Annotated in this window: 27 protein-coding genes, 1 rRNA gene and 1 other annotated feature; of the genes, 21 read left to right on the plus strand and 7 right to left on the minus strand. The window is 52.2% G+C overall.

The window, feature by feature from the left end:
* From EAH77_RS24330 to rluD, 4 genes are all read right to left on the minus strand, one after another.
* A 16S ribosomal RNA gene (locus tag EAH77_RS24330) occupies window positions 1-123 on the minus strand; the annotation flags it as partial.
* A 509-nt stretch (window positions 124-632) separates the two neighbouring features.
* On the minus strand, window positions 633-3206 hold the full coding sequence (gene clpB, locus EAH77_RS24340) for an ATP-dependent chaperone ClpB (RefSeq protein WP_140475960.1): 2574 nt from the start codon (window positions 3204-3206) through the stop codon (window positions 633-635).
* A 130-nt stretch (window positions 3207-3336) separates the two neighbouring features.
* Entirely contained in the window at window positions 3337-4074 is a 738-nt protein-coding gene (gene yfiH / locus EAH77_RS24345) for a purine nucleoside phosphorylase YfiH (RefSeq protein ID WP_140475962.1), read from the minus strand.
* Window positions 4074-5051 (minus strand): 23S rRNA pseudouridine(1911/1915/1917) synthase RluD, encoded by a 978-nt coding sequence (rluD, locus tag EAH77_RS24350; RefSeq protein WP_140475964.1) that lies wholly within the window; start codon window positions 5049-5051, stop codon window positions 4074-4076. Before rluD ends, yfiH begins: the two co-directional genes overlap by 1 nt.
* Window positions 5052-5181: 130 nt before the next feature.
* Between rluD and bamD the strand changes: the two genes are divergently transcribed.
* From bamD to pheA, 3 genes are all read left to right on the plus strand, one after another.
* Complete coding sequence (gene bamD, locus EAH77_RS24360) at window positions 5182-5916, plus strand: outer membrane protein assembly factor BamD (RefSeq protein WP_140475966.1); 735 nt, start codon at window positions 5182-5184, stop codon at window positions 5914-5916.
* Window positions 5917-6235: 319 nt separating this feature from the next.
* Complete coding sequence (gene raiA / locus EAH77_RS24365) at window positions 6236-6577, plus strand: ribosome-associated translation inhibitor RaiA (RefSeq protein WP_140475968.1); 342 nt, start codon at window positions 6236-6238, stop codon at window positions 6575-6577.
* A gap of 129 nt (window positions 6578-6706) precedes the next feature.
* Window positions 6707-6831 (plus strand) — a sequence feature (Phe leader region).
* Window positions 6832-6884: 53 nt separating this feature from the next.
* A complete protein-coding gene (gene pheA, locus EAH77_RS24370) occupies window positions 6885-8042 on the plus strand; it encodes a bifunctional chorismate mutase/prephenate dehydratase (protein WP_140475970.1) in 1158 nt (385 codons plus the stop codon).
* Between the two features lie 70 nt (window positions 8043-8112).
* On the opposite strand, the gene tyrA is transcribed toward pheA, so the two are convergent.
* The 3 genes from tyrA to EAH77_RS24385 all read right to left on the minus strand — a co-directional run bounded on the left by tyrA (window position 8113) and on the right by EAH77_RS24385 (window position 11460).
* On the minus strand, window positions 8113-9234 hold the full coding sequence (gene tyrA, locus EAH77_RS24375) for a bifunctional chorismate mutase/prephenate dehydrogenase (RefSeq protein ID WP_140475972.1): 1122 nt from the start codon (window positions 9232-9234) through the stop codon (window positions 8113-8115).
* 7 nt (window positions 9235-9241) lie between these two features.
* On the minus strand, window positions 9242-10318 hold the full coding sequence (locus tag EAH77_RS24380; RefSeq protein WP_140475974.1) for a 3-deoxy-7-phosphoheptulonate synthase: 1077 nt from the start codon (window positions 10316-10318) through the stop codon (window positions 9242-9244).
* Between the two features lie 551 nt (window positions 10319-10869).
* A complete protein-coding gene (locus tag EAH77_RS24385) occupies window positions 10870-11460 on the minus strand; it encodes a phage repressor protein CI (protein ID WP_140475976.1) in 591 nt (196 codons plus the stop codon).
* 175 nt (window positions 11461-11635) lie between these two features.
* Here EAH77_RS24385 and EAH77_RS24390 point away from each other — a divergent pair, with 175 nt between their 5' ends.
* From EAH77_RS24390 to EAH77_RS24470, 18 genes are all read left to right on the plus strand, one after another.
* Window positions 11636-11905, plus strand: coding sequence for a hypothetical protein (locus tag EAH77_RS24390; protein WP_140475978.1), 270 nt, complete (start codon window positions 11636-11638; stop codon window positions 11903-11905).
* A 114-nt stretch (window positions 11906-12019) separates the two neighbouring features.
* On the plus strand, window positions 12020-12241 hold the full coding sequence (locus tag EAH77_RS24395) for a TraR/DksA family transcriptional regulator (protein ID WP_140475980.1): 222 nt from the start codon (window positions 12020-12022) through the stop codon (window positions 12239-12241).
* 13 nt (window positions 12242-12254) lie between these two features.
* Window positions 12255-14312 carry a replication endonuclease gene (locus tag EAH77_RS24400; RefSeq protein ID WP_140475982.1) on the plus strand — a complete coding sequence of 686 codons (2058 nt, stop codon included), beginning with the start codon at window positions 12255-12257 and terminating at the stop codon, window positions 14310-14312.
* An 83-nt stretch (window positions 14313-14395) separates the two neighbouring features.
* Window positions 14396-14590 carry a hypothetical protein gene (locus tag EAH77_RS24405; protein WP_140475984.1) on the plus strand — a complete coding sequence of 65 codons (195 nt, stop codon included), beginning with the start codon at window positions 14396-14398 and terminating at the stop codon, window positions 14588-14590.
* Window positions 14591-14839: 249 nt separating this feature from the next.
* Complete coding sequence (locus tag EAH77_RS24410; RefSeq protein WP_140475986.1) at window positions 14840-15043, plus strand: tail protein X; 204 nt, start codon at window positions 14840-14842, stop codon at window positions 15041-15043.
* The gene (locus EAH77_RS24415) at window positions 15034-15255 is read left to right on the plus strand and encodes an HP1 family phage holin (protein WP_140475988.1); all 222 of its coding nucleotides are present in this window, start codon (window positions 15034-15036) and stop codon (window positions 15253-15255) included. Before EAH77_RS24410 ends, EAH77_RS24415 begins: the two co-directional genes overlap by 10 nt.
* Complete coding sequence (locus EAH77_RS24420; RefSeq protein WP_140475990.1) at window positions 15236-15745, plus strand: lysozyme; 510 nt, start codon at window positions 15236-15238, stop codon at window positions 15743-15745. Before EAH77_RS24415 ends, EAH77_RS24420 begins: the two co-directional genes overlap by 20 nt.
* Entirely contained in the window at window positions 15745-16173 is a 429-nt protein-coding gene (gene lysB / locus EAH77_RS25210; protein WP_161985853.1) for an Rz-like lysis system protein LysB, read from the plus strand. Before EAH77_RS24420 ends, lysB begins: the two co-directional genes overlap by 1 nt.
* Window positions 16064-16306: an Rz1-like lysis system protein LysC gene (gene lysC, locus EAH77_RS25655; RefSeq protein WP_241673531.1), complete on the plus strand. Its 243-nt coding sequence runs from the start codon at window positions 16064-16066 to the stop codon at window positions 16304-16306. Before lysB ends, lysC begins: the two co-directional genes overlap by 110 nt.
* A complete protein-coding gene (locus EAH77_RS24430) occupies window positions 16269-16730 on the plus strand; it encodes a phage tail protein (RefSeq protein ID WP_140475994.1) in 462 nt (153 codons plus the stop codon). The genes lysC and EAH77_RS24430 overlap by 38 nt, the downstream gene beginning before the upstream one ends.
* 88 nt (window positions 16731-16818) lie before the next feature.
* Window positions 16819-17460, plus strand: a complete 642-nt coding sequence (locus EAH77_RS24435; protein ID WP_140475996.1) for a phage baseplate assembly protein V — start codon at window positions 16819-16821, stop codon at window positions 17458-17460.
* Entirely contained in the window at window positions 17457-17807 is a 351-nt protein-coding gene (locus EAH77_RS24440) for a GPW/gp25 family protein (RefSeq protein WP_140475998.1), read from the plus strand. Before EAH77_RS24435 ends, EAH77_RS24440 begins: the two co-directional genes overlap by 4 nt.
* A 4-nt stretch (window positions 17808-17811) precedes the next feature.
* On the plus strand, window positions 17812-18720 hold the full coding sequence (locus tag EAH77_RS24445) for a baseplate assembly protein (RefSeq protein ID WP_140476000.1): 909 nt from the start codon (window positions 17812-17814) through the stop codon (window positions 18718-18720).
* Window positions 18713-19327 (plus strand): phage tail protein I, encoded by a 615-nt coding sequence (locus EAH77_RS24450; protein WP_140476002.1) that lies wholly within the window; start codon window positions 18713-18715, stop codon window positions 19325-19327. The genes EAH77_RS24445 and EAH77_RS24450 overlap by 8 nt, the downstream gene beginning before the upstream one ends.
* A complete protein-coding gene (locus EAH77_RS24455) occupies window positions 19317-20603 on the plus strand; it encodes a phage tail protein (protein ID WP_140476004.1) in 1287 nt (428 codons plus the stop codon). Before EAH77_RS24450 ends, EAH77_RS24455 begins: the two co-directional genes overlap by 11 nt.
* A gap of 232 nt (window positions 20604-20835) precedes the next feature.
* Window positions 20836-22005, plus strand: coding sequence for a phage tail sheath protein (locus tag EAH77_RS24460; RefSeq protein WP_140476006.1), 1170 nt, complete (start codon window positions 20836-20838; stop codon window positions 22003-22005).
* Between the two features lie 14 nt (window positions 22006-22019).
* Window positions 22020-22529 carry a phage major tail tube protein gene (locus EAH77_RS24465; RefSeq protein WP_140476008.1) on the plus strand — a complete coding sequence of 170 codons (510 nt, stop codon included), beginning with the start codon at window positions 22020-22022 and terminating at the stop codon, window positions 22527-22529.
* A gap of 56 nt (window positions 22530-22585) precedes the next feature.
* Window positions 22586-22864, plus strand: coding sequence for a phage tail assembly protein (locus EAH77_RS24470; protein WP_140476010.1), 279 nt, complete (start codon window positions 22586-22588; stop codon window positions 22862-22864).
* Window positions 22865-22879 lie beyond the last annotated feature (15 nt).

The following is a 22879-nucleotide window of genomic DNA, read 5'->3' on the forward strand; positions in this document are numbered from 1 at the left end:
ACATTACTCACCCGTCCGCCGCTCGTCACCCAGAGAGCAAGCTCTCCTGTGTTACCGCTCGACTTGCATGTGTTAGGCCTGCCGCCAGCGTTCAATCTGAGCCATGATCAAACTCTTCAATTAAAAGTTCGATTTGCTTCAACTCGTGAAGCGGTGCTCAAAAATTAACTTTCGTAATAATTCACTTAAATGAATTACTGCTTGGTCACTCTTTAAGACTTGATATTTTTTGCCACCGAAGTGGCTGATATCGTCTTGTGAGTGCCCACACAGATTGTCTGATAAATTGTTAAAGAGCGTTCGTTACCGAATAAGTTCTCGGTAACGCGGGAGGCAGATAATACGCTTTCCCGCTGAAGAGTCAACCTTTTTCTCTTACGAGACGCGGTGTTTTCACCGGGTTGAGACTTCCTGACTGGGCGACTTGGTTCTCGTTAGAGGAGTCGTTGTTCCCGGTCAGTGGAGGCGCATTATAGGGAGTTCTCAGACAGTGGCAACCCTTAATTTCAAATAATTTACTGACCGTTCTTTTTTTAGACAAAGCCGCCTGAATCGGGTGAATTACATACAAAAAAAGAGGCTCAGATAAGCTCTGAGCCTCTTAAAGGTTATTTTAACTCGTTTTCTCTCGGTTATTGCCGGGCCACTATATGGTCATTTTCCACATCTATAGTGATTGGTTTACCCGGTATCAACTTACCAGACAGTATTTGCTGAGCCAGCGGGTTCTCGAGTTCCTGCTGGATGGCACGTTTAAGTGGCCGCGCACCGTATACAGGGTCGAACCCGGTATTACCAATCAACTCGAGCGCCGCATCGGTTAATGTGGCTGAGTAGCCTTTCTCTTCCAAACGTTTGTACAAACGTTCCAACTGGACCTTCGCAATATTTTTGATATGCGCATGAGCCAGCGGATGGAAGACAACCACCTCATCAATACGGTTGATGAACTCAGGACGGAAGTTTTGTGTGACCACTTCCATCACTGATGCCTTCATCTGCTCATAAGTCGCCTCACCGAAGTGCTGCTGGATAACATCAGAGCCCAGGTTCGAGGTCATGATGACCACGGTATTACGGAAATCTACCGTTCTGCCCTGCCCATCCGTCAGACGTCCATCATCAAGAACCTGCAACAGGATGTTGAAGACATCAGGATGCGCCTTTTCTACTTCATCTAATAAGATGACGGAGTAAGGCCGACGTCTAACAGCTTCAGTTAAGTAACCACCCTCTTCATAACCAACATATCCCGGAGGAGCCCCCACCAAACGCGAGACGGAGTGTTTCTCCATAAACTCTGACATGTCGATACGCACCATGGCGTCATCACTATTAAAGAGGAACGTCGCCAGCGCCTTGCACAGCTCTGTCTTACCGACCCCGGTTGGGCCAAGGAAGAGGAATGAGCCGATCGGGCGGTTTGGATCAGACAATCCAGCACGGCTACGACGAATCGCATTCGATACCGCTTCAACCGCTTCATTCTGTCCGATAACCCGATGATGCAGCGCATCTTCCATGCGCAGCAGTTTCTCACGCTCGCTTTCCAGCATTCGGTCTACCGGAATCCCGGTCCATCGCGCCAGCACATCGGCAATTTCCACATCCGTTACGCGGTTACGCAATAACTTCATCGTCTTGCCTTCAGCCTGAGTTGCTGCAGCCAGCTGTTTTTCCAATTCTGGAATTTTACCGTACTGCAATTCAGACATGCGGCCGAGATCACCGACACGGCGTGCCTGCTCCAGCGTAATCTTCGCCTGCTCAAGTTCAGACTTAATATTCTGAGTACCGGTCAGCGAGGCTTTCTCAGCTTTCCACTCTTCATTAAGTTCAGAGAACTCGCGCTCTTTCTGATCAAGTTCAGTTTCAAGCATTTCCAGACGTTTAACGCTGGCATCATCAGACTCTTTCTTCAGCGCCTGCTGCTCCAGTTTCAACTGAATGATACGACGTTCAAGGCGATCAAGAGCTTCTGGCTTTGAGTCCATCTGCATACGAATGCTCGATGCCGCTTCGTCAATCAAGTCAATCGCCTTGTCAGGCAACTGACGGTCTGAAATATAACGATGCGATAACGTCGCCGCCGCCACGATAGCTGGGTCCGTGATCTGCACATGGTGATGCAGTTCGTAACGCTCTTTCAGACCACGCAAAATCGCGATGGTGTCCTCGACTGAAGGCTCAGCCACGAAGACTTTCTGGAAGCGGCGTTCAAGCGCGGCATCCTTCTCTATATACTGACGGTACTCATTTAACGTTGTGGCCCCCACGCAGTGAAGTTCACCACGTGCCAGCGCAGGCTTGAGCATGTTGCCTGCATCCATTGCGCCGTCGGCTTTACCCGCCCCGACCATGGTGTGTAACTCATCAATAAACAGGATGACATTACCTTCCTGTTTTGACAGGTCGCTGAGCAAGCCTTTCAAACGCTCTTCAAACTCACCACGATATTTAGCGCCAGCCACCAGCGCGCCCATATCTAAAGAAAGGACGCGTTTGTTTTTCAGGCCTTCTGGCACTTCGCCATTAATGATGCGCTGAGCCAGGCCTTCGGCGATCGCCGTTTTACCGACACCCGGTTCACCGATTAATACCGGGTTATTTTTGGTACGACGTTGCAATACCTGAATGGTGCGACGAATTTCTTCGTCACGGCCAATCACCGGATCAAGTTTTCCTTGTTCCGCGCGTTCGGTCAGGTCGATAGTGTATTTTTTCAAAGCCTGACGTTGGTCTTCAGCTCCCTGATCATCCACTTTGTCGCCACCTCTCATTTGATCAATTGCCGCACTGATTTTCTCCACCGTTGCACCGCGCGCTTTGAGCAGGTCGGTCAAGGTGCCGCGGTCTTTGAGCGCCGCGAGAATAAACAGTTCGGATGAAATAAATGTGTCAGCGCGCTGCTGCGCCAATTTGTCACAATGGTTTAAAACACGTACCAGTTCACTGGATGGTTGAACATCACCACCGGTACCTTCAACTTGCGGCAATCGCCCCAAAGCCTGTTCTATGTCCGTGCGCAGTTTCGGGGTATCAATCCCGGCGGCGGTCAGTAACGGACGAACGGTCCCGCCTTCCTGAGTAAGCAAAGCGCTCATCAGGTGAACAGGTTCGATAAATTGGTTGTCGCGCCCAAGTGCGAGTGACTGAGCATCGGCGAGGGCAAGCTGGAATTTACTTGTAAGACGATCCAGACGCATAACTCCTCCTATTCTGAACAAAATTGCTTCTGGAGAATAGATGAGGTCAACCCTCAAATTTTCAAGGTTATCTTGTCAGTATATTATGAGTACAACGCCATGCGCCGGCGGATCATCTTGATAAGGAAGGTTATATAAGCCAAATTAAACTTGCCAGCCGTCCGGTGTTAACGTCACGTCGGTAAGAGTAAAATTTTGTGCTGTCAGTAACAGTGCAATGTTCCCCGCCATAGATGCGAGTCACACCGCAAGAGTTCAAGCGCAGTCTTGCAAGATGATAGATATCCGCCAGGAATTTACTCCCTTTAGGCTGGAAAGCAGCTTCAGCCGCTGAATCTACCGACATAAATGCATCCCGAACCTCACCGCCCACTTCAAACTGTTGCGGGCCAATGGCGGGTCCCAGCCAGGCAATAATATCTGAAGGTTTTGCAGAGAATTCAGCCACGGTTTTTTCGAGCACACCCGCACACAGCCCCCGCCACCCTGCGTGCGCGGCAGCGACCTCATCCCCTGCACGGCTGGAAAAAAGCACCGGCAGACAATCGGCGGTCATGGCGGCACAGACAACGCCTGGCTGGTTGGTATAAGCGGAATCAGCCACAAGGGTTGGCAAATAGGGAGTCTTGGGAGTAAGTCTTACAACGTGGGTGCCGTGTACCTGTTCGAGCCAATGAGGCGCTGCGGGAAGAGCGGCTAAATCGATAAGACGCAGGCGGTTGGCACTGACGGACTGAGGATCATCACCAACGTGTGAACCCAGATTGAGCGAGTCGAAGGGCGGCAAACTGACACCGCCCTGACGAGTTGTGACGCATGACCGCACCGTTAAAGGCTGCGGCCATTGAGGAAGGATGAGTGGGCTCATCACCAATTCATCTGATCCTTGAACTCTTCGGTATCGGCCTTCAGCGCATTAATCAAATCAACCATATCTTGAGGAAGCGGCGCGTGCCACTCCATCTCGATACCCGTTACCGGATGATAAAGACGTAGCATGGTGGCATGCAGAGCCTGACGGTCAAAACTACGCAGCGTGGCAATAAATGCCTCTGAAGCGCCTTTAGGCAAACGAGGACGGCCGCCGTAGAGTTGGTCGCCTAACAGAGGATGGTTGATGTGTGCCATATGCACACGGATCTGGTGCGTACGACCGGTTTCCAAACGCAGACGCATACGCGTATGAGCACGGAAATGCTCCATAATGCGGTAATGCGTAGTAGCCGGTTTACCCATTGGATGAACCGCCATATGCGTGCGTTTGGTCGAATGACGGGCAATGGGTTGATCAACCGTACCGCCAGCTGTCATGGTGCCGATAGCCACTGCTTCATATTCACGGGTAATTTCGCGCGCCTGCAGTGCTTCAACCAGATGTGTTTGTGCCGGTACCGTTTTGGCCACCACCATTAAACCGGTGGTGTCTTTATCCAGACGATGCACGATACCGCAACGCGGTACATCCATGATCTCTGGGTAATAATGCAGTAATGCATTCAGTACTGTGCCATCAGGATTTCCTGCGCCTGGGTGAACAACCAGATCGCGGGGTTTATTGATGACTAAAATATCGTTATCTTCGTAGACAATGTTTAACGCGATATCCTGTGGCAGCCAACGCGCATCTTCTTCAATTTGCGCATCGATTGCGATAGCCTCGCCACCCAACACTTTTTCTTTTGGTTTGGTCACTTTCTTGCCATTAACTTGCACCCTGTCATCCAGGATCCAATCTTTTATGCGAGATCGTGAATAATCAGGGAACAATTCGGCCAAAGCCTGATCTAACCGTTGACCGAGTTGAGATTCGGCCACCGTTGCGGTGAGTTGTACTTGTTGTGCCATATGCAGCTTCTTGGTTAACGTTGGGTTTTCACGGCGATGCCGTTTAAAATAATGTGCTATTGTAGCTGGTCTTTGTCGGGAGCTTAACGGACAGTCTCCCAGAATAACACCTGAGGATAATCAAAACGTCATGACGCGTGTGAAATATCTGGTGGCAGCAGCCACGTTGAGCCTGGCGCTGGTCGGTTGCTCCGGTTCCAAAGAAACGGTTCCCGATAACCCGCCAAACGTACTTTATGCTACTGCCCAGCAAAAGCTGCAGGACGGTAACTTTAAGGGCGCGATTGCTCAATTAGAAGCGCTGGATAACCGCTATCCATTTGGACCTTACTCACAACAAGTGCAGTTGGATCTGATCTACGCTTACTATAAGTCTGCTGATTTGCCTTTGGCTCAGGCCTCTATTGATCGCTTTATGCGCCTGAACCCGACCCATCCGAACATTGATTACGTCATGTATATGCGTGGTCTGACGGATATGGCGCTGGACGACAGTGCGCTGCAAGGCTTCTTCGGTATCGATCGTTCTGACCGTGACCCGCAACATGCACGTGCCGCTTTCCGTGACTTCAGCCAGCTGATTCATAGTTATCCGAACAGTCAGTATGCAACCGATGCCAATAAGCGTCTGGTATTCCTGAAAGATCGCCTAGCCAAATATGAGCTGTCGGTCGTGCAATACTACACTAAACGTGGTGCTTACGTCGCCGTCGTTAATCGTGTAGAGGAAATGCTGAAGAATTACCCGGATACCAAAGCGACGCGTGATGCGCTGCCACTGATGGAAAATGCTTATCGTGAACTGCAATTGAATAACGAAGCGGACAAGGTTGCTAAAATCATTGCTACCAACAACGCGTCGTAATTCAGTTAACAGGCTCATTAACATTTAGTGCAGAACAAACGGTAGCTTAGGCTGCCGTTTTTTTTGTGTTGAATAACTAAATTGATGATTTTTAACGCAGAGATAACGCAGGAGCGGAAAGTTTTGCCGAGCAGATCTTATCGATACTGCGTTATTATTCTGAAAGTCTCAAGCCCTATCCGGCCGTTAATTACCCCAGCTCACAGTTTTGTAGTACTTGACAAAAAGTGACAAAAAAACGTGATTTCTATCACGCATTTTGTCTCAAAGGCAGGTATGCTGAACTTATCCTAGACGGAAAGACAGAGAGGTAAATTACATGACAGTCAACATTACCAGCAAACAAATGGACATCACCACAGCGATTCGGGACCACGTCGAAGACCGTCTAAAAAAACTGGAAAAATGGCAAACTCAGTTAATTAACCCACATATCGTTCTTTCGAAAGAACCTCAGGGATTCGTCGCCGACGCGACAATTACCACGGCTAATGGGCCATTGGTTGCCAGCGCAACACATGATGATATGTATGCAGCCATCAATGAATTGATTGCGAAACTGGAACGTCAGTTGAATAAAGTTCAGCACAAAGGCGAGGCCCGCCGCGCAGAAAGCTGCGTGAAAGAGATCAACCTGGAACCTCAAGAAGAGGAGGAATGATTTCCAACTTTTAGTCACACAAACAGCGCGCTCTCAGGAGCGCGTTTTTTATGCCCTCGCAAATTGTATTGACACAATGAAAAGCCAGCGGTTACTTTAGGGTCAGACTTCATCAGAGAAATCACTACACATGAACACCAAACTGTTTTTCTTCGCATTCTTTTTTACCTTCCCCTGACTGGGAGGCGTTTCGTCGCGAAAGAATGAATGCGAAGACGAACAACGAAGCCTCCTGAAAAGGGGGCTTTTTTTATGCTCATAGTTTGGCAAATTCGAAAGCAAGAAAGCACATAAAAAGGGTGACATAATGACCGAGAATCCATTGCTGGCTCTACGTGAACGCATCAGCGCACTGGACCTTAAATTACTGGCGTTACTGGCAGAAAGACGCAATCTGGCGGTAGAAGTCGCACAGTCCAAAATGCATTCTCATCGCCCTATCCGCGATAAAGAACGGGAAAAAGAACTGATCAATGCCCTGATTTTAGAAGGCAAAAAACAAGGGCTTGATGGTCACTACATTACCCGTGTTTATCAGCTGATTATCGAAGACTCCGTTCTGACCCAACAGGCGTTACTGCAACAGCATCTGAACCAAACCACGTCTGGATCCGCACGCATCGCCTTCCTCGGACCGAAAGGGTCTTACTCGCACCTTGCCGCCAGACAATATGCCGCACGTCATTTTGAACAATTCATCGAGTGTGGCTGCCAGAAATTCCAGGATATTTTCACCCAGGTGGAAACTGGCCAGGCAGACTACGCCGTGCTGCCGATTGAAAATACCAGCTCCGGTTCCATCAACGACGTCTATGACCTGCTGCAGCATACCAGTCTCTCGATAGTCGGCGAACTGACCAACCCAATCGATCACTGCGTGCTGGTTGCGGCAGATACTGACCTCTCTCAAATTGAGACGGTCTACAGCCATCCGCAACCTTTCCAGCAATGTAGCCAGTTCATCAACCGCTTCCCGCACTGGAAAATTGAATATTGCGAAAGTACCGCAGCGGCTATGGAAAAAGTGGCCGCATCAAAATCACCCCACGTTGCAGCGCTTGGTAGCGAAGCCGGTGGTGCGCTGTATGGCCTGCAAGTGTTGGAACATAATCTGGCAAACCAGCAACAGAATATCACCCGCTTTATCGTGCTGGCCCGTAAGGCTATCGAAGTGACCGAACAGGTTCCGGCGAAAACCACCTTTATTATGGCTACGGGGCAACAGGCTGGTGCGCTGGTTGAAGCGCTGCTGGTTCTGCGCGAACAGGGGATCATCATGAGTAAGCTGGAATCACGGCCTATCAACGGTAATCCATGGGAGGAGATGTTCTACATTGATGTGCAGGCAAACCTGCGTTCAGAAGCTATGGAGTCAGCTTTACGTGATTTGAGCGCCATCACCCGTTCACTGAAAGTGCTGGGTTGCTATCCAGGTGAAAACATCGTCGCCGTTAACCCTGGCTGACTCAGGCATTAAGTCACAAAAAAGGCCATCATGCTGAGCGTGATGGCCTTTTTACTTTTTCAACCTGTCATTAGCGACGGTTGTCGTTAGCCTGACGCAGCAATGAGCCGCTCTCTTTCAGGAAGCGTGGCGCATATTCGCCGAACCAGGTTTCAACCTGTTTAAACTTACCGATAAACGCCTGCTTATCGCCGTTTTCAAGCAACTTAAGCGCATCGCCAAACCGCTGGTAATAGCGTTTGATCAGCGCCAAATTGCTTTCCGAAGACATAATGATGTCAGCATAAAGCTGCGGATCTTGCGCAAACAACCGCCCGACCATGGCCAGTTCAAGGCGATAAATTGGCGAAGACAACGCCAACAGTTGCTCAATCTGTACATTCTCTTCACACAGGTGCAAGCCATAGGCGAATGTCGCAAAGTGTCGCAGTGCCTGGATGAATGCCATGTTCTGATCGTGTTCAACAGCGCTTATCTTGTGTAACCGAGCGCCCCATACTTGCAACTGCTCCAACAACCATTGGTAGGCCTGCGGTTCACGGCCGTCACAGTAGACAACAACCTGTTTCGCAAGGCTGCCTACGTCCGGGCCAAACATTGGATGCAGCCCCAGAACGGGCCCTTCGTGTACCGCGAGCATTGCCTGCAACGGGCGATTTTTGACCGATGCGAGATCAACCAGAATGCAGTCATCCGGCAGCTTCGGTAAGCGGTTAATCACCTCTTCGGTCAGATGAATAGGTACACTGACAATCACCATACCGGCGTCGGATAGCAGCGTTTCAGCTTGTGCCCAGTCTTCCTGCTCCAGCACTTTGACCTGATAACCCGACAGTTCAAGCATGCGGGTAAACAGTCGCCCCATTTGCCCGCCACCGCCCACAATGACGATAGGACGTAATTCAGGACGCAGCGTTTTGAAGCCTTTGTCGTTTTCGCTGGAATAGGACTCACGCATAACGCGGCGTAAAACATCTTCAATCAGATCAGGAGGAACCCCCATCTGCTGTGCTTCCTGGCGGCGCGAAGCCAGCATGGCAGCCTCACGTTCAGGCACATAAATGGGTAAACCGTAGCGGCTTTTCACCTCACCCACTTCCGCCACCAAATTCAGGCGGCGAGATAGAAGATCCAACAACGCTTTATCCACTTCATCAATCTGATCACGCAATGCGTTAAGTTCAGCCACCATATAACACCTACTCTCCTGCGATTCGTGCCGCCAGCGACTCGCCCAATTCCTGATGCATAGTGCGCAGCAATGTTTCTGTGCTTTCCCAGTTAATGCAGGCATCCGTTACGGAAACACCGTACTTCATTTCTGAACGAGGTTGTTCAGAAGACTGGTTGCCTTCGTGCAGATTACTTTCCAGCATCAACCCGGTGATTGAACGGTTACCCGCTTTGATTTGATCGACGACTGACTGCGCCACCACGGTCTGACGGCGGTAATCTTTGTTCGAGTTACCATGGCTGCAATCTATCATCAAGGAAGGACGGAGTCCCGCATCCAGCATCTGTTTTTCACAGGCTTGCACATCTTCACTGCTGTAGTTTGGCGTCTTGCCGCCGCGCAAAATCACATGCCCGTCCGGGTTACCTTGCGTTTGCAGCAGACAAACCTGACCGGCCTGATTGATGCCCACGAAACGGTGCGGCATTTCCGCTGCACGCATGGCGTTAATGGCGGTGCTGAGGCTACCGTCGGTGCCATTTTTAAAACCCACCGGCATTGAAAGGCCAGAAGCCATTTCACGGTGAGTTTGAGATTCCGTAGTACGTGCCCCGATAGCTGACCAGCTGAACAGATCGCCAAGGTATTGTGGACTATTCGGATCCAACGCTTCGGTCGCCAGAGGCAACCCCATACCGACCAATTGCAGCAGCAGATTACGCGCAATATGCAGGCCCGCTTCGACATCAAAAGTGCCGTCCATGTGCGGATCGTTGATTAAACCTTTCCAACCCACGGTAGTACGTGGTTTTTCAAAATAGACGCGCATAACAATGTACAGGCGGTCACTCAGCTCTTCCGATAAGTTTTTCAGCTGACGCGCGTACTCCAGCGCCGCATCCAAATCATGAATTGAGCAAGGTCCGCAGACCACCAACAGACGCGGATCACGACCGTGCACGATATCTGCGATGGTCTTACGTGCCTGGGCAATATTGTTTTCGTCATTAATACCTAATGGAAAACGTACTTTCAGTTCTTCAGGCGTGATAAGAATCTGCTCTGCGCTGATGTGTACGTTATTAAGTGCGTCTTTTTGCATGGTGGCCATCCGCTGTCAGTAAAAGGGTTGCAGTTTATCAACATGCGATGAAGATAACACAGGCTGTAAAGATCTCAACTCCTTATTGTAAACTTATAATTACCATTACGGATGTAAAACCCAAAAAACGTAAACTTAAATTTACACAAATATTTTACTGACGCGAGACGGCATGACGTCGATGAAGCCTGAGGCGATAAATCGGGTTATTGGGTACGAGATCGTCGTCGGCGTGGAGTGAAGCCGACAAGCATCGTCAGTCGTTTGATGTTTATGTCCGGTGAGTTGGCAGCATTTCAGGATGAGGTCAGGCGCGGTTGAGTCACAAATTCTTTGCAGTATTTTTGTCTACGATGTGCCGCCACTCAATATCAGCGAGCTTGCCGGCCTGAGCTATGGCCGCGATGGCGATGCTCATACCAGCAAATACATTCTCAGCCATAGCGTCAGATCGGCATGTGAGGCTGTGGCATGTCAGGTGATAGAGGGCAATATCATTAACGTCATGGTGGTTAAGTCAACAAGACAGAAAAACACGGCGGTCATCTCCCTCAGAGATTTCGATCGAGGGTGATAAACACCTGTCCGAGCGCTGTTACTTCATCTACACCGCAATCAAAAGTGGTGGCCAGGCCGGTGATTTTAAGACGGTTACCGGGGATCCGCGCGACGTCGTAAACATCGACATCGCCATCGATATCCAGCAACCAGCGACCATTACCAATATTGACGCTACCCAGATCGATGATCCATGAATGATGGCCTTTCACGATATAGGCCGGCTTGGCTAAAGAGGTATCCAGCAGCGAAGCATCCACGGCCCACCCCCCTTCCTCTTCCAGTGCACCGCCGCGCAGCCTTAATTTTGCAAGTTCACTTGTTTTTTCAACATCAACGCGTTGAGCCAGCTGATTGTCATGCATCGCGCCCTGACCGGTAGCCAGCCAGCGCAACGAAACACCGGTATCCAGCGCACAGACGACGACAACATCACCGGGGAAATAATTTCTTCTTACCCAAGTACTTATGGTTCCTGACGACAGACCGAACCTATCCCCCAGCTCTTTCTGCATACTGAATCCGTATGCCTGCAGCATCCGCCCCAGTACCGCTTTACCACCTTCGAGTTCATCCAGCCGCATCTTGCAAAAACCTCATTAGCTTTAAAAATCGCCTTGACAACTTGCAAATACAAGTTTAAATTTCATCTGTAACCTGAAATATGACCTGTAATGATACCAAATTTAGCGCAGGGGAGATCATTATCTATGCATTTTCAAATTGCAATGCCCCGAGCCCCTGGAGGAAACCATGTTTATGGGAAACGAAACCCAGCGTGAGCGGGGTTTACAGCAGATTGAAGCGATTAAGAAAACACATTTCCACGCTTCTGGCAGCCTTATACAAACACTATTTGATACGGCGCCAGTCGAATGGAAGATCACCCTCTGTTTTCATGCAGGGCTGAAAGCGCGACACACCAGAATGACTTTCGACGAATTATCCGCACAGGAAAAGCAGCTGATTATCGACGCCATCCTTTCATTTAAAAAGTTTGGCTACAAATTGAACACGCTTTTCAAATAAGACTAAAGCGTCGTTAAAACCACCGCCTGATAAACAGTGACGTTCAACCCGTCGGGCATTCTATTACCTAAAAAGGAACTTCCATGAAACATCACTTTTTAACGGAGGCCGCTGATGGCCGACTGGATCGATGAAGCCCAGGAGTGGCAGGCCAAATTACTGGACGCACAGATTGCTCAGGCGACGGCCTCTTCACGTCTGCCTTCTGCCTTTATTTGTGAAGACTGTGGGGAAAATATTCCCGAAGCACGACGTCGTTTAATTATTGGCGTACAGCGCTGTATTTACTGTCAGGAAATCATTGAAAAAAATGCACGACATTTTCGTTGCGGATAAAGGGGAAAATATCATGTCTGATATTCAGCGGGGGCGTTTTGCCCCGACTCCACCACCGCCATTTCTTATCGCACCTGCCACCCACTTTGTCGGTGCATGGTGGTGGAATTCGCCGCGCGAAGCGATTTCCAACCCGGTTGTCATTCCCTGCAATCGGGCCGCTAAAAAACATCAGGAAGCGGCCACGAATATGGCGCGGTTGCCCCACTGCCTGAGAGTACCGCTGCAAAGGCGCTATCAATTTCTGTTGCGGGAAAAAGGCCAGCAGACGGCGCAGCATTTTCTTCATAACACTTTTCTCGGGCGTCTGTGGCCACGTATTCAAAAAGTTAACCAGCAAAACGGCCTGAAGCGTCACCTTTCCCTGCGGTTTACCGCCGAAGAGGAGACGTATAACCGCCTTCCCGATCTCAATAAGAAAAACCTCGCCCGGCTGGCCTGGCAAATCGCGACCCAGTGCCATGAAGTGTATGAGAATCACTGTGAAAAACTGTTGATGCAGTACCCGGACACACCGGAGATCTTGCTGAGCGACAGCACGCAGAATCATATCTTCGCCACCCTTGCCAGCATGACGCGTGCACTTAACGTGATGCCTTTACACTGGGCCAGGTTCTGTAAGGGAAAGCTCGATGCCACGGCCGCTGTCGCCAGCCTGTCGCGATTGGTGAATGCCGACTGGTGGACCCGCCAACTGCTTTCACAACAAACTCGCTGGCGGGAAGCACTGATGATAGCCGGGGGATACGTCAGCCGGGCAAGTTCGGCATACGCCAGCCAAAATGCGCTGCGTGAGCTCCGTTCCCGGCGCTTATCCACCCTGAACTATCTGCGCAGCTGCGACCTTGAGAATGAACAGACCGGCGAGCGGATCGGCCTGCTGGACACGGTGATGTCCAGTATTTCCAATCCTGCCATCCGCAGGATGGAACTGATGACCATGATTGCCGGCATTGAAAAAGTGGCGAGTCTGCAGGGAGACTGCGGTTTATTCATTACGCTGACCACCCCGTCAAAATACCATCCGACCCGCACAACCGGACGCCAGCGTCAGGTACAGTTCAATACTAACTGGGATAAACACACCTATTCACCCAAAGATGCTCAGCGCTATCTGGTGGCAGTGTGGGCGAAAATCCGCACCACCTTTAAAGATCGCAACATCAAAATCTATGGCGTCAGGGTGGTGGAACCCCATCATGACGGCACGCCGCACTGGCATCTGATGCTGTTCACTGCCGCTGCTCAGCAAGCGCTGGCCGTTGGGATCATGCGCCGCTACGCTCTGACAGAAGAGGGTGATGAGCCTGGTGCGGAGCGTAACCGCTTCGATTGTAAACCGCTCAACCGGGGTGGTGCAGCGGCGTACATCGCCAAGTACATCTCGAAGAATATTGACGGCTATGCCCTTGAGGGGGAAACCGACTTCGATACCGGTAAACCGCTGACCGACACCGCCTCAGCGGTCACCGCGTGGGCATCGACGTGGCGCATCCCGCAGTTTCATCCGGTTGGCCTGCCCTCTGTCGGTGCGTATCGCGAGTGCCGCCGCATTCGCAATTTAAGCCTGGCCGCGAGTTTTGGTCAGCGTGTTGAGGATGTACGCCAGGCAGCCGATGGCGGCGATTATGCCGCTTATATTCAGGCGCAGGGCGGTACCAACGTTCCGCGCACCGAGCAGACCGTGCGGGTGGCGCGCAAAACCCGTGGCCGGGTTAATTCCTATCATGAAGAACAGTTGCAGGTGGTCGGTATCTACGCGCCGCATTTGGGCGCTGAACACTGTTATTTGACCCGTTCGGCACGCTGGCGGGTTGTCCGGCGCACACCGCAACCGGATATTTGTGATACCGACAGCGCGAAGAGTGCATCGAAGAGTGCACCTAGGAGTTCTGTCATTAACTGTGGAAAACCTAATGTAACGCCGGTTGCGCCAAAAGGCCTGGCAGCAGACGATGAAAGGAAAAAAAATAGCGCCGATCAGCCCAAAATGCTGGCCTTTGGCCTGCAATCACCACCCAGCCGGTTCAATAAGAGATGGCAAAGAAACAACGTAGAATCAAACTATTAGTGATTTTCAAAGGCAGACAGTATTGACGTGATCCGTTAATTAAATAATACTGTATATAAACACAGTGACAGAAGGGTCGCACGGTGGAAAACCTGAATAAACAACAATTAATACTTTCACGGATACAACTCATTGCGGATATTTCGCAGACAGCGCAGTGTAATTCACAAGAGTTTCTAATCGTCATGTCACTGATTTCTGAACTGGCGAGTCAGGCTTTACCTGAGAATCACGACGATGCCGCACCTTATGACCTCAGCGAAATAGATTCTCACTAACGCCTGACTGAACCCGGGTACTCTGCGCTAAGCCTCTCCTTTTCGGGCTGCCCGAAAGCAGGCTAGCGCACCCCGTCCTCTTCCTGCTGTATCTCGTATTACCTCCCTGTTTTTCCCACTGTACTGACCTGTTTTCTCTGCTTCGGTTGTGCCACAAGGTTCACAACTGCGTTTCATTGCCGCTTCCCCGCCGATTAAGGACACTGGAATCTCTCACCAGCCCATCCGCTCCAACACCGGGAAACTAAGATGAAAATTTATGCACAACAAGGGGATACCGTCGATTCGATGTGCTGGCGTTTTTATGGACGCACGGCATCGGTAGTCGAGAACGTTTTCAACGCCAATAAAAACATCGCAGAATTTGGCCCCTTATTACCTCACGGTACGCCTGTGGACATGCCCGATATCAGCGCAGCGCCAGTAAAAGAATCACTCAAATTATGGGACTGAGCACAGAGCGCGTGACCTCAACCTGCGCCTATCTTATCGCCACCTTTTTGGCCTGGCTCGGCGGGCTCTCGCTGGAAGATATTGCTTTTCTGGTCGGGACTGCGGTCGGTGTAGGGACTTTTCTTGTCAATTGGTACTACCGGCGCAAAAGCTACCTGCTCCTGGCCCGTAGCGGGCTAAGTAAGGAAACCTATGAACGCCTCAACGATTAAAAAATGCAGCGCGGCCGTCGTTCTCGGGTTACTGGCGTTACTGCCGGGATATCTCACGTTATCCACCTCGGAGGCAGGTTTGAAACTGATAGCCGATTTCGAAGGTTGCCAACTGGCACCGTACCAGTGCAGCGCCGGGGTCTGGACCAGCGGCATCGGCCACACTGCCGGCGTCACGCCACGCGGCCCCATCACCGAACAAAAAGCAGCAGAAAATTTACTCGCTGATATCAAAACCGTAGAGAAAGGGCTGCAGACCTGTATGCCCGTCGAGATGCCACAAGCGGTTTATGACGCGGTGGTGGCCTTCACTTTTAACGTCGGGGTCAGCGCCTCCTGCAACTCGACGCTGGCGTTTTTCATCAAAAAACAGCAGTGGCGCGATGCCTGTGAACAGCTGCCGCGCTGGGTGTTTGTTAAGGGGGTACGCAGCGCAGGGCTTGAGCGTCGCCGGGCCGCCGAACGCGCCTTATGCCTGAGTGGCGCCTGATGATACGTACCCTGATTTTACTCACAGGCACGCTGCTGCTGGCTCTGCTGCTGCTGTTTTTTTACAACCACGAATTACAGCAGGAGAAAAATAGGCTCGCCCACGACCGTGATGCACTGGCGCTGCAACTCAATGGCCGTGACCAGCAAATAGCCGAACTTGCCCGGCAGGTGCAGCAGCGTGAAAGCGCTGAACTGGCGCTGCGTCAGGCACTCGGCAAAGCCAGCACGCTGACCGTACAGCGAGAACAACAGTTTCAGAGGAGCCGTAATGAAGATCCTGCCGTTAAAACATGGGCTGACAGCGCTCTGCCCGCTGCTGTTAGCCAGTTGCACCAGCGCCCCGACTTCGCCTCCGCCACAGATTATTTACGTTGGCTGTCCGCTGGTCAGCCCCTGCCCGATACCCGGCAGCCAGCCGAAAAATAACGGCGATCTTAGTGCCGACGTTCGTCAGCTTGAGGCCGCTTTGCTCACCTGCGGCCTGCAGGTCGACACCATCAAACAATGTCAGGAGACACAACGTGTTAAAACCCACTCAACTGCAACAACGGCTGATTGAGCAGATCCCGCTGCTCAGCACACAGCCTGAAAAACTGGTGATACTCACCGGTAACGGCAACGTGGTTTCCACGCTGGCCCCTTCACTTTCTTTCGAATACCGCTTCCCGCTAACACTGACCGTCAGTGACAGCGGACTCAGCGACAAACTGGCGGATCTTATTGTCGTCACCGTACTCGATTGGCTGACGGAAAATCAGCCCGACATTCTGAGCAGCAGTACCCGCAGGCTGACCGATGTGAGTTACGCGCGGCAGGAAAACAGCCTGACGATGACCTTGCAGCTGACCGAGCGCGTTCAGGTTCAGGACACTGACGGCGTACGTACCATTACGCATCTGCCCGAACCACCGCGGCCTGAGGATAACGTCCGGCCACATCAGGTTTATCTCAATGGCGAACTGATAAGCCACTGGGCTGAGTGACCCGGTTTCCGTCACCGTTCGTTGTGCCACGGCCCGCCGGGCGCTGACTGATTGTCGACTTCCCCCTCTAAACGGCATCCTTAATTTCATGAATACACATACACAACTCAACGACATCATGCGGCTGCTCAACAACCTTGTGCGCATTGGGACTGTCACCGCCATCGACCTCGAAAATGCCCGCTGCCGGGTGACCACGGGCAACAACATCACCGCCTGGCTACCCTGGATGACCAGCCGTGCCGGACGCACCCGCAGTTGGTGGGCGCCGTCAGTCGGCGAACAAGTTTTATTACTGTCGATGGGGGGCGAACTGACGACGGCATTCGTGCTGCCGGCTATTTTTTCGGATGCCAACCCGGCACCGTCGGCGTCAGCGGATGCCGTTCACCTGAGCTTCCCGGACGGTGCCGTGATCGAATACGAACCGGCCAACGGTGTGTTGACAGCCAGCGGCATCAAGTCCGCCAACATCACCGCTGCCGACCATATTTCGGTCACTGCACCGCTGATTGCATGCCATGCCAGCACCCGCATCACCCTGGAGACCCCTGAAGTGGTGTGCAGTAGCAAGCTCATCACCGGCTCGCTTGAGGTCAAACAGGGCGGCACCATGACCGGCAATATCAGCCACAGCGGGGGAAGCTTCACCTCGAATGGCATTGCTTTACACACCCACCGCCACAGCGGCGTACAGACTGGCGGCGGTCAAACCGGAGGCCCGCAATGAGTGATCCCAAGTACCTTGGCATGGCGCGCGAAAGCGGTCTGGCAATAGAAGATCTCGACCATATTCGCCAGTCCATCAGCGACATTTTGCAGACACCAATAGGTACACGCGTCATGCGCCGTGACTACGGTTCACTGCTGTCGACGCTGATTGACCAGCCGCAAAACGATGCGCTGCGCCTGCAAATCATGGCGGTGTGCTACTCCGCGCTGTTGCAGTGGGAGCCCCGAATCTCGCTGACCGCCATCACCTTTAACGCCGGTAACAGCGGCAAAATGGTGGTGGATATGACCGGATACCGTAGCGATACGGCGACGGATTTTTCCCTGAGCATTCCTGTGAGCTGACACTATGGCGACTATCGATTTAAGCCAGTTACCTGCCCCGGACGTGGTAGAGCAACTGGACTATGAAAGCCTGTTTGAAGAGCGAAAATCCACCCTAATCTCGCTCTATCCGGCCGAACAACAAGCGGCCATCAGCCGCACGCTGGCGTTGGAGTCCGAGCCGCTGGTCAAGCTGCTGCAGGAGAACGCCTACCGCGAAGTGATCCTGCGTCAGCGGGTCAACGAAGCCGCCCGCGCCGTGATGGTGGCTTATGCTACGGGCAGTGATTTGGACCAGTTGGCGGCGAATACCAACGTTGGGCGCCTGGTGCTGCAACCAGCAGACCAGACAACGGTACCGCCGACTGACGCCGTAATGGAAAGTGATACGGATTTCCGCATGCGCATTCCGCAGGCTTTCGAGGGGTTGAGCGTGGCCGGTCCGACGGGCGCTTATGAATACCATGCCCGCAGTGCCGATGGACGGGTTGCCGATGCATCGGCTATCAGCCCGTCACCGGCTGAAGTCACCATCACTATTCTTTCCCGTGACAATGAGGGTAAGGCTTCTGCCGATTTGTTGGCCGCCGTCGACAAAGCGCTGAATGACGAAGATGTGCGTCCGGTAGCAGATCGCGTCACCGTTCAGGCAGCCAACATCGTCCCTTATGAAATCAGGGCGGTACTGTTTGTATTGCCGACCCCTGAAATTGAGCCGGTACGCGCGGCTTCCGAAGCCCAACTCAAGAAATACATCAATACACAAAGCCGGTTAGGCCGGGATATCCGTCTCTCTGCTATCTACGCCGCCCTGCATGTCGAAGGGGTCCAGCGCGTGGAACTGACGTCTCCCGTAGCAGATATCGTGCTGGATAAAACGCAAGCCTCACTGTGCACCGCCTATACGTTATCCGTCGGAGGATCTGATGAATGATCGTCTGTTACCTTCTGGCTCTTCGACACTGGAGGTGGCTGCGGCACAAGCTCTGGCTCAGATAGGGTTGATTCCGGTACCGCTGCGTCAGCTCTGGAACCCGGACACCTGCCCGCTGCCACTGCTGCCCTATATTGCCTGGGCATTCTCCGTCGACCGCTGGGATGAGCACTGGACAGAAACCGCCAAGCGTTCAGCCGTACGATCTGCCTGGTTTGTGCATAAACATAAAGGCACCATCGGCGCCCTGCGCCGGGTGGTTGAACCTCTGGGTTACTTAATTCGCGTCACCGAATGGTGGCAGACAAAGGATGTCCCAGGCACCTTTCGCCTGGATGTTGGCGTACTGGAAACCGGTATTACCGAAGAGATGTACGAGGAGCTCGAGCGCCTGATTTCTGACGCCAAGCCATGCAGCCGCCATCTGATTGGGCTCTCTATCAATCTGGATTTCACAGGTGACCTTTATATGGCGGCCGCCACCTATGACGGCGAAGAGTTGACTGTTTACCCCTATTTCCCAGAGACCATCATCGCGTCCGGTTCTGCGTTCACCGGTTCGGCTATTCATTTAATCGACAACCTGAGAGTAAATTATGACAGCTAAATACTATGCCCTACTGACCAATCTGGGCGTCGCCAAACTGGCCAACGCGACTGCGCTCGGTACACAACTGAGCCTGACGCAAATGGCCGTCGGTGACGGCGGCGGCGCATTGCCAACGCCGGATCCAGCGCAAACCAAACTGATCGGTGAAAAACGCCGCGCCTCACTGAATTCACTCAGCGTTGACCCGGCAAATACCAATCAAATTATTGCCGAGCAGATCATTCCTGAAGATCAGGGCGGTTTCTGGATCCGTGAAATCGGCCTGTTCGACCAGGACAATACGCTGATCGCCATCGCTAACTGCCCGGAAACCTATAAACCGCAGCTGCAGGAAGGCAGCGGCCGCACGCAAACCGTACGCATGATCATCGTGGTCAACAGCACCGAAGCCGTGACACTGAAAATCGATCCGTCAGTGGTGCTGGCAACCCGGAAATATGTCGATGATAAAGTGATTGAAGTGAAGGCTTATGCTGATGATGTGATGGCAAAGCATCTGGCGGCAGCGAATCCACACAATCAGTATTTGCAAATCAGTAAGTCTTTGGCAGAAATTAAAGCAGTGGGGCCTGATGCTGTGGCGGCGGTTCTTACTAATCTTGGTTTGGGAGTAAATAAATTTCAGGGCCGTATTTTAAATATTCTAAAATTCACTAAAAGCGGAAGTTATTCCCCTACCGAGGGAACGCGATTTATTAAGGTTTACGTCACTGGCGGCGGCGGCGGCGGCGGTGGTGCTGTAGCTACGGGCTCGAATCAAGGGGCAATCGGGTCCGGCGGAGGTGCTGCTGGTACTGCAATATCTCATTTAATAATTAGTGATCTATCATTGCCTGTCAATTTTACCGTGGGTACTGGCGGAAGTGGGGGTAATGGAGCACAAGAACCACAATCAGGAAAAAATAGCAGCTTCGGAACATTTTTGACGGCTTCTGCAGGTGCGCGGGCAGCAAGCGGGCAAATATTCAATTTTGGCGAATCTAGAATACTTGCAAATGGCGGAGCAGGTATTGGAAATGGTGGGAATTTCTTAAACTTAAAAGGGCAACCGGGTACCCCAGCGCTTACCTTTTCGGGAAGTTATGAAAGCGGTGGTGGGGGCGCATCATACTATGCTGGGGGCGGTGATCCTATTGCAGCTGGAGTAACTTACCCTGGCCAGGAGGGTATTTTAGGGGCCGGTGGGGCAGGTGCTTTTAATGTCCAAAACTCTCCGAATCAGCAAGGCGGAAAAGGTGGTGACGGTATTATAATTATTGAGGAATACACATAATAATAAATATCTTTTCTTTATAAATAACAATGACGCATTAAGGCGTCATTGTTATTTATAAGCTTGCAGGCCATGCAATCAATTTAGATAGTTTTTCTATAAAGCGTAAAAAACTTATTATTCTGCATTACCCCCTCTGTTGTGCCACTCCCCCCACGCCTGCCATCGAATGCGCTTTCTTTTGTGAACCGGCATCCTTGCTTCACCACCCACAAAAGAGAGAGTCACCCCGATGGCTGATTATCACCACGGCGTACGCGTTATTGAAATCAATGACGGCACCCGCGTTATTTCTACTGTTTCCACTGCCATTATCGGCATGGTGTGTACCGCGAAAGATGCGGATGCCACCCTGTTTCCCCTCAACACACCGGTGCTGATCACCGACGTTCTGGCCGCCAGCGGCAAGGCGGGTAAAACCGGCACTCTGGGCCCGGCGCTGCTGGCTATCGCCGATCAGTGCAAACCTGTCACCGTGGTCGTTCGCGTTGAAGAAGGTGAAAACGAAGCGGTAACTACGACCAATATTATCGGCGGCTCTGACGCTAACGGCCGTTACACCGGTATGAAAGCCCTGCTCTCTGCACAGGCGGAGCTGGGCGTGAAACCGCGTATTTTGGGCGTCCCTGGCCATGACAATCAGGCGGTGGCCACAGCACTGGCAGCAGTTTGCCAGCAGCTGCGCGCGTTCGGTTACATCAGCGTATTTGGTGCAAAGACCATTGCCGATGCCATTAAGTACCGCGACAACTTCAGCCAGCGTGAGCTGATGCTGATTTGGCCGGACTTCGTTAACTGGAATACCACCACCAGCCAGTCGGATACCGCTTACGCTTCGGCACGCGCACTGGGCCTGCGTGCCAAAATCGACCAGGACACCGGCTGGCATAAAACGCTGTCCAACGTTGGCGTCAACGGCGTAACCGGTCTTTCCGCCAGCGTGTTCTGGGACTTACAGGCCACCGGCACCGATGCCGATCTGCTGAACCAGGCCTGCGTCACCACGCTGGTGCGTAAAGACGGCTTCCGCTTCTGGGGCAACCGCACCTGTAGCGATGACCCGTTATTCGCGTTCGAAAACTACACCCGTACCGCGCAGATCCTGGCTGACACCATGGCCGAAGCGCATATGTGGGCAGTCGACAAGCCAATGACCCCTTCCCTTATCCGCGACATGATCGACGGCATCAAAGCCAAAATGCGCGAAATGAAATCTGCCGGTTACCTCATTGATGGCGACTGCTGGTATGACGAAGCGGCTAACACGCCGGAGTCATTGAAGGCGGGCAAGCTGTACATCGATTACGACTACACGCCGGTTCCACCACTGGAAGATCTGACTCTGCGCCAACGCATCACCGACAAATACCTGGTGAACTTTGCCGCTTCCGTGAACAGCTAAGGAGATTTTGACTCATGGCACTCCCTAAGAAACTGAAATACCTGAACCTGTTCAACGACGGGAACAGCTACCTCGGCGTGGTCTCCTCTCTGACCCTGCCAAAACTAACCCGCAAGCTGGAAAAATATCGCGGCGGCGGCATGAGCGGTTCAACCTCCGTGGACTTCGGTCTGGATGATGACGCGCTGGCGCTCGAGTGGTCCATCGGCGGTATTGATGAACTGGTTTTGCAGCAATGGGGCAGCACAGCGGATATTCCCCTGCGTTTCGCCGGTTCATTCCAGCGCGACGACACCGGTGAGATCTCCGCCGTAGAAGTGGTGATGCGCGGCCGTCACAAAGAGTTTGATTTTGGTGAGTATAAGCAGGGTGAAGATACCGAAACCAAAATCACCACCGACTGCACTTACTTCAAACTGACCATCGACGGCAAAGAGCTGATTGAAATCGATACCGTCAACATGGTGGAAATCGTCAACGGCGTCGATCGCCTGGCTGAACACCGCACGGCACTCGGTCTTTAACTCCCCACGGCCGGCAAAATATTGCCGGCTGCTTCTCTGACTAAGCAGGAATCCTCATGAGCCTCGAAGAAAATACCGTCGTTCTCGATGTACCCCTTAAACGCGGTGACGTTGAGATTACTGAAATCCAGGTAACCAAACCCAATGCCGGTAGCCTGCGTGGGATTGGTCTGGCCGCACTGGCCAATGCCGACGTTGACGCGCTAATCACCATTTTACCGCGCATCACTTACCCGAACCTGACCAAAGAAGAGTGCGCCCGTCTTGAATTACCGGACCTGATCGCCCTGGCTGGCAAGGTGATCGGTTTTTTGTCGCCGAAACTGGCCGGGTAAACATCGATCCCCGAC

It is taken from the genome of Ewingella americana, from assembly GCF_006438725.1.
Classification (GTDB): Bacteria; Pseudomonadota; Gammaproteobacteria; order Enterobacterales; family Enterobacteriaceae; genus Ewingella; species Ewingella americana_A.